Genomic DNA, 6,894 nt, shown 5'->3' on the forward strand with positions numbered 1-6,894 from the left:
TCATCGACAGCACCGCCTTGTCGCTGCCCCACCAGGTCACCACATTCATCACCGCCGCCACGATCAGCGCAATCACCGCGCCCGTGGCCCCGCCCACCAGCGCCCCCGCCGCCATGAACAGCGCCGTCATCGCCGCCATCAGCAGCGCGGTCTTGGCATATCCGGTCATCTCAGGCCCTCCTGCACGCGATATTGGCAGTGTCCGAGGCCGCTTCAAGGCCTCACGGCATCACCTCGAACCGATCCACATCCACCATGCCGTGATCGGTGATCTTCAGATGCGGGATCACCGGCAGCGCGAGGAAGGCCAATTGCAAGAACGGCTCCTCCAGCACCACGCCCAGACCCTTGGCCGCGGCGCGCAGGGCCACAAGATCCTCGCGCACCACCTCAAAGGGCTCCAGGCTCATCAGCCCCGCCACCGGCAGCGCCAGCTCCGCCAGCACTTCGCCGCCCGCCACCACCACAAACCCGCCCTCGATCTCCGACAGCCGGTTCGCGGCCAGCGCCATATCGGCATAATCCACCCCGACCACCGCGATATTATGGTGGTCATGGCACACGGTCGAGGCAATCGCCCCGCGCTGCAAGCCAAAGCCCTGCACAAAGCCGGTGGCCTTGTTGCCATTCACCCCATGCCGCTCGATCACCGCAATCTTCACCAGATCGCGGCTGAGGTCTGGCCGCTTGTCGCCCCCCTCCGGCGCAATGTCATAGGTCAGACGCGGCGTGATGATCTTGCCGGGGATAATCCCGATCACCGGCGTCTCCACCCGGTTGCCCGCCGTGCGGAAATCCTCCGCCACCACCTTCGGCGCCTTCACCGAATGCCGCGCCACCGGCTCCACCACCTCGCGCGCCGCAAAGGCTGCATCCCCACACAGCACGCCACCACAGAACACCATCTCAGGCTGGCATTCCGCCAGATCGCCCAGCACCACAATATCCGCCCGCTTGCCCGGCGCGATCTGCCCGCGATCCTTGAGGCCAAAGGCCTCCGCCGCCGACAGGCTCGCCGCGCGATAGACCGCGAGCGGCGGGCACCCGAGGCCAATCGCCGTGCGGATCAGGTAATCCAGATGCCCATGCTCGCCAATATCAAGCGGGTTCCGGTCATCGGTGCAAAAACACATATAGGCCGAGGTCCGCTCCGTCAGCACCTCCGCCAGCGCGTGCAGGTCTTTCGAGACCGAGCCCTCGCGGATCAGCACCCTGAGCCCCTTGCGCAGCTTCTCCCGCGCTTCCTCGGCCGTCGTCGCCTCATGCTCGGTGCGAATTCCGGCGGCGATATAGCCATTCAGATCACGCCCCGACAGCAGCGGCGCATGGCCATCAATATGCCGCCCCTGAAACGCCGTGAGCTTCGCCATGCAGCCCGCGTCCTGATGCAAGACCCCGGGATAATTCATGAATTCCGCGAGACCAATGACGCGCGGATGATCCATCAGGGGCGCAATATCCGAGGCCTCCAGCCGCGCCCCCGTCGTCTCCATATGGGTCGAGGGCACGCAAGACGAAAGCTGCACCCGAATATCCATCACCGTGCGCGCGCTGGCCTCCAGAAAATACCGGATGCCCTCCAGCCCCGCGACATTGGCAATCTCATGCGGATCACAAATCGCCGTCGTCACCCCATGCGGCAGCACGCAGCGGTCAAATTCGTAAGGCGTCACCAGCGAGCTTTCGATATGCAGATGCGTGTCAATGAACCCCGGCACGAGGGTCTTGCCCGCCACATCCACCACCTCCCGGCCCTCATAATCGGCCCCGATGCCAACGATGACGCCACCGCAAATCGCCACATCGCCGGGAATGAGGTCGCCCGTCACCACGTCCAGCACCACACCGCCCCGAAGCACCAAATCCGCCACCTCCACCCCGCGCCCCTGCGCGATCCGGGCCGAAAGGGGGGGATTGAGGTGGGAACGGGTCATGGGGGGCACTCCTGAGCTTTGGATCAGAGAACCCGATTGAAGGGGCGAAGTCGAGAGGGCCGATCCCCCCAAGTGCCATCCCCGGCACCTTGCCTTCGGGCGGGGAACACTTCAAAGTTGGCACAACTTGAGAGGGCATGGTGGATCGCGACGAACTCGAAGCTTGGCTGAACACCCGCTCACGCGAGGAGGCCCTCCTGATCGAGCAACGGGCAGCACTAAGAATCTTTCCACTCTGCGCCCAAGAGATGGCTATGTCACAAAGTGACAAGCCTGACTTGAACTTGACCGTCGCGCTACGCTGCTACCTCACCGCTGGAGTTGCTTGCAGGATAGCATCCACTCGCGTTGCAGATGCAGCTTCCAGAGCTTGTTCTGCTACTGTCAGAGCCTTCGGTTTCGCCGCCACGTCCTATCATGCTCGCGCAGGTGCCTTTCCTGCTTTTGGTGCCGCGGCATCTTTAGCTTTTGCAGCTGATGATGCTCGAACAGCTTCACTTTCATCCTTCAAATCTAATGCCTTTGCTTTTGCAGTCAGCGCTGCCAAATCTTGGGACGACAGCTCATACGCTTCATTTCTATCTGATGCTGAAAAGGACGTGGCATTGCTGGAGTCGAAAGGTGATCCGCTCTCAGCGCCCCTCTGGCATTTCGTTCCACCAGTCTTCGTGCAGGAGCTAGAAAAGAAGGCCCTCCAAACCCTCACCCGCGAAACCGGCGACCCCAACTCCTTTTGGCACCGCTGGTGGCGTGGCGCCGTCTCCGGCCAATGGCTCGATTGGAACCTCCAACGCGACATCGCCCTGCTCCCCGATGACATTTGGCAAGAAGGCCCCAAGGCTGTGCTGGCCGCCATCGCCGAGATCGAGGCCCGTCACGATCTTCTCAGGCAGGTGACTGACCTTCGACAGCAGGTAGAAGCTCTGCGGGGAGCGGTCCTTGCGCCCGGTGCCGCAATCGCCCATCGCGGCCACAACCACCCGCCGGAACTTGTCGATCTTCCCGCCGAACTCGTCGCACACACAGTGCCGCTTCTGCGGCCTTTGCAGCAGGCCGAGGTCGAGCTAGCCAAACATCAGCCCGACAAGACTGTCCTGCGCAGGCTGGCCGGGGCGCTGGCCTCCTTTGCCGATGCCGTGCTGCGCTACTGTGGCAAGACCGCAGACAGCATCCTGCAAGAGGCCGCCAAGTCAGTGGGCCAGCAGGCGGGGCCTCTGGTCAAATGGCTGGTTCTAAGCGCCTCTGCTAAAGGGCTGTTCGAGGGGGTGACCCACTACCTCAGCACCTTCGGTCCCTGAAAGCGTATACCCCGTTACCCTTTCACCCTTCCAACCGCCCAAAACTGTACAGGCCATTACCGTTTTCCGGGGCCAAACCTCTCAGGCCCGGGCGGCGTCGTCGAGGCGGAGTTGCACCTTCGTGCGGCCGCCATAGTGGTTCAGCTCCAGCTTGCCCGCCAGGTGAAAGCGTTGGTGGCCGGGGTTTTCCAGCGCGGGCCCCAGCGGGCCGTCAAAGGCGCCAAAGGCCACCGCCTCCAGCTTCGCGCCCATGCCATCGCCGAAGCTCAGCCGCAAATGGCTGTCGCCCATGCGGCGCGATTGCACGGCACAATCGGCGAAAGCAAAGCGCGGGGCAGGGGCCGAGGCGCCAAAAGGGCCAGCCATTTCAAGGCTTTCGATCAGGTCCACCGTGGCGGCGGCGGGGCTGAGAACCCCCGTTACCCGCAAATCCCCCGGCCCGCCGGTGCCCGCGCCTTGCCGCGCCAGCAGCTCGCCCAGCCGCGCCATCGCGGCCTCGATCTGTCCCTCGGCCACCGTCAGGCCCGCCGCCATCTTGTGCCCGCCCCCCTTCAGCAGCAGCCCTTCCGCCGCCACCCGCTGCACCGCCGCGCCCAGATCCACCCCCGGCACCGACCGGGCCGAGCCCTTGCCGATCCCGCCCTCCAACCCGATCACCACCGCCGGCCGGTTCGTCGCCTCCTTCAACCGCGCCGCCACAATCCCCACCACGCCCGGATGCCAGCCCGCGCCCGCCGCCCAGACCAGCGGGCCGTCAAGACCCCGCGCCTCGGCCTGCGCCAGCGCGGCGGCACGCACGGCGGCTTCGATCTCGCGCCGCTCGCCATTCAGCACGTCCAGACGCTCGGCAATTGCCGCCGCCTCGACCGGGTCATCGGTCGCCAGAAGCCGGGCGCCCAAATCGGCCTGACCGATCCGCCCGCCCGCATTCACGCGCGGTCCCAGAACAAAACCAAGGGCATAGGGAGTGGGAGCCTGATCCATCCGGGCAATATCGGCCAGCGCGCGCAGGCCCACGCGCTCGCGCCGCGCCATCACTTTCAGGCCCTGCCGCACGAAGGCGCGGTTCACGCCCACCAAGGGCGCCACATCGGCCACGGTGGCCAGCGCCACCAGATCCAAAAGGCCCATCAGGTCCGGCCCCGTCACCCCTTGCCCGCGCAGACGGCGGTTCACCTCCACCAGCAGCAGGAACACCACCCCGGCGGCGCACAGATGCGCCAGCGCGCCATCCTCGTCCTGCCGGTTCGGGTTCACCACGGCGAGCGCCTCGGGCAGGGTTTCGGCGCCAAGGTGGTGATCCAGCACCACCACATCCGCCCCCTTGGCCGCCGCGATCGGCTCGTGGCTGAGCGTGCCGCAATCGACGCAGATGATCAGGTCATGCGCCGCCGCGAGCGCCTGCATCGCGGGCACATTCGGGCCATAGCCCTCGTCGATCCGGTCGGGGATATAAAGCGTGGCCTGCACCCCCATAGCCCGCAGCCAGACCAGCAAAAGCGCGGCGGAAGACCCCCCATCCACATCATAATCTGCAAAGATTGCAATGCGTTGGCGCTGCCGCAACGCGAGCATCAAACGCTCGGCCGCCGGTTCCATATCGCGCAAGACCATCGGATCGGGCAGCAGGTCGCGCAGCGCGGGGGCGAGGAACCCGGCTGCATCCGCCGCCGCCACGCCGCGCGCCGCCAGAACCTGACAGACCGGCAGCGCCAGCCGGGCCGATTGCGCCATGGCCTCGGCCTGCCGCATGATCTCGGCTTCGGGGCCCACCCAGCGACGCCCGGTCAGCGAGGCCTCGACATTGAGAAAAGCCCGATCCATGACACCCCCGCTCGCTTTCCGCCCAGATAGCCGCCGGGGGCGCGGCGGGCAAGGGCGGCGCTTACCAATGGCCGGTATTGGGCATCGAGGCCCAGGGCTCGGCCGGGGGCAGCGCCTTGCCCGCTTGCAGCAATTCGACCGACACATTATCGGGCGAACGCACGAAGGCCATATGGCCGTCGCGCGGCGGGCGGTTGATCACCACGCCATTGGCCTGCAAATGCGCGCAAGTGTCATAGATATTGTCGACGGCATAGGCCAGATGCCCAAAATGCCGGCTGTCCGAGGGCAGGCCCGCATCGCCATCCCAGTTATGGGTCAGCTCCACCGGGCATTCGGGCTGGCCGGGCGGCGCCATGAATACCAGCGTGAAACGCCCCATCTCATTGTCGATGCGGCGGGTTTCCTCCAGCCCCAGCAGGCGGAAGAAGGCCATGGATTTTTCGAGGTCCAGCACCCGGACCATGGTGTGAAGATAGCGGATCGGCATGGGTCACCTTCTTTTGCAATCGCTCGCAAGATAGGCGCAATGGCGGCAGATGCCAGAGGCAAGGCCTCAGAACTGCGATTTCAGCCCCAGCACGATGCCGGTTTCCAGCGTGTCGAATTTGGAGATATTGCTGTCGCTGCGGCTGGCACGCAGGGTCAGCTGCGGCGAAAATCCTTGCCAGCTCAGGTCGCGCGCCACCAATGTCACCTGACCGAACACGGTTTGATCCTGACGCCCGATCCCCGGCCCGAGGGGGACCGAATAATCGGGGTAATCGGCGAAGCTGAGGCCAAGCGCGCCGCTGATGTCAAACGGCCCCAGCGGCTTGCCGGGGGCATAGCTGACCTGCACCAGCCCTCCGTGGCGCTTGCGCTGCGAATTGCTGGTTTGCGCGTCATAGCCGGTCAGCGCGAAGCCAAGCCGCGCGCCTCCGGCCAGATGGTGTTCGCTGCTGATCGTCAGCTGCGGCAGGCGCGTCACCCGGTCATTGCGGTTTTCCTGCTCCACCGTCCAGGAGGCGGAGAAGGAGATCATCGCACGTTCGGTCAGCGCCAGGCTGCGGCCCAGCCGGGCCGAAATCTCGCGGCTGCTGTCCTCGCCATCGCGCGACAGGCCCAGATCGGCGCCGAAATCCCAGCGACCGCGCCCGCCGGCATCGAGCCGCTCGTGATCCATGCCCAGCGAGACGGTGTCAGAGGACAGATCGCTGCCTTTCAAATTGTCCGTATGGTCTGTGATATGAACGCGCTTCAGATCGAGGCCAAAGCTCAGCCGGGTCTGCGCCCTGTCGCTGCGGGCCAAGCGCCAGGACAGATCGGCATTCAGCTTGCCGACCATGCCGGACAGCGCCCGCCCGTCGGCATCGGTGAGGCCCTGACCCAGCTCGGGGTGGCCGTCCACAATGGTGAAGGGGCTGTCTGCCCCGCCATTCACGTTGTTGGAGGGCGAGACCGAAACGCCAAAGCGCAAGGCCCAGGGCGAGCGGTCGCGCACATGGGCAAGGGCGCGGGCGGCCAGCTTGCGTTCTTGTGCGGTGGGGCTGTCTTCTCCGGCGGCGCGCAGCCACCAGCGCAGCGCCAGATCGCGCCCTTCGGCATCGGCGATGATGGCGGCCAGCTTGGCGGCCTCATGCCGCTGGCGGTCGGTGCGGGCATTGGCATGGGCCGCGCGCGCCTCGGCCCTTGCCCGGGGCAGATCGCCTTTGCGCAGCGCGACAGTGGCCAGCACCTGCCGGGCGAGGGGGTCTTGTGGATCAGCGGCCAGCAGATGCCGGGCGAGGGTCTCGGCGGTAGCCAGATCGCCCCGGCCGACCGCCTGCACCGCCGCTTCGCGCGCATCCGACAGGCTG

The 6,894-nt window shown here is 65.9% G+C and carries 5 protein-coding genes and 1 pseudogene; 1 reads left to right on the forward strand and 5 read right to left on the reverse strand.

Features of this window, described 5'->3' with window-relative positions:
- Window positions 1–169: pseudogene (locus tag JNN06_RS08435) on the reverse strand (protease HtpX); the annotation flags it as partial.
- A gap of 52 nt (window positions 170–221) precedes the next feature.
- Complete coding sequence (ade, locus tag JNN06_RS08440; RefSeq protein WP_291239145.1) at window positions 222–1,934, reverse strand: adenine deaminase; 1,713 nt, start codon at window positions 1,932–1,934, stop codon at window positions 222–224.
- Between the two features lie 137 nt (window positions 1,935–2,071).
- On the opposite strand from ade, the gene JNN06_RS08445 reads away from it, so the two are divergent.
- Window positions 2,072–3,232, forward strand: coding sequence for a hypothetical protein (locus tag JNN06_RS08445; RefSeq protein WP_291239146.1), 1,161 nt, complete (start codon window positions 2,072–2,074; stop codon window positions 3,230–3,232).
- A gap of 81 nt (window positions 3,233–3,313) precedes the next feature.
- Here the strand turns inward: JNN06_RS08445 and recJ are convergent, their stop codons facing one another.
- The 3 genes from recJ to JNN06_RS08460 form a co-directional block, all read right to left on the reverse strand.
- Entirely contained in the window at window positions 3,314–5,056 is a 1,743-nt protein-coding gene (gene recJ, locus JNN06_RS08450) for a single-stranded-DNA-specific exonuclease RecJ (protein WP_291239147.1), read from the reverse strand.
- Between the two features lie 61 nt (window positions 5,057–5,117).
- On the reverse strand, window positions 5,118–5,546 hold the full coding sequence (locus JNN06_RS08455) for a VOC family protein (RefSeq protein ID WP_291239148.1): 429 nt from the start codon (window positions 5,544–5,546) through the stop codon (window positions 5,118–5,120).
- Window positions 5,547–5,612: 66 nt separating this feature from the next.
- The coding region (locus JNN06_RS08460; protein WP_291239149.1) for a surface lipoprotein assembly modifier at window positions 5,613–6,894 on the reverse strand (1,282 nt) is incomplete at its 5' end.

This window comes from Gemmobacter sp., from assembly GCF_016792925.1.
In the GTDB taxonomy this organism is placed as follows: domain Bacteria; phylum Pseudomonadota; class Alphaproteobacteria; order Rhodobacterales; family Rhodobacteraceae; genus Gemmobacter.